This is a genomic window from Candidatus Krumholzibacteriia bacterium (genome assembly GCA_030748535.1).
Taxonomy (GTDB): Bacteria; Krumholzibacteriota; Krumholzibacteriia; order JACNKJ01; family JACNKJ01; genus JASMLU01.
On the sequence record JASMLU010000027.1, the window covers coordinates 613 to 932 of the forward strand.

Below are 320 nucleotides of genomic sequence, written 5' to 3' on the forward strand. Positions count from 1 at the left end.
CCATACTCCCTTAGCAGGGGAGCGCCTTCGACCTGACTCGGCCACCTCTCCTCGAGGCCCGGCCCGGGGGCCCGACCACGGAGACCGCAGGCTACCGGCGGCCCCGAGACCGCGGACCCCCGCCGGTACGCTCACCGGCGGAGGGATGGCAGAGCGGACGATTGCGACGGTCTTGAAAACCGTTGAGCCTCACGGCTCCGGGGGTTCGAATCCCCCTCCCTCCGCCACAGGGCCCAGTTGGCAACGTGACCAGTCAGCTGTTGACCTGGCCCCGTAGGTCCGCCAGCCAGGAGTCGGCCTCCAGCGTGGCCGTGGATGCC

Annotated in this window: 2 tRNA genes (1 of these 2 running past the window's edge); one reads left to right on the forward strand and one right to left on the reverse strand. The window is 70.6% G+C overall.

The features are described 5' to 3' along the window. A tRNA-Ser gene (locus tag QGH30_09745) sits at window positions 1-51 on the reverse strand; it reaches 48 nt to the left of the window's first position. A gap of 88 nt (window positions 52-139) precedes the next feature. Here QGH30_09745 and QGH30_09750 point away from each other — a divergent pair. Further along, window positions 140-227: transfer RNA gene (locus QGH30_09750), tRNA-Ser, on the forward strand. Window positions 228-320 lie beyond the last annotated feature (93 nt).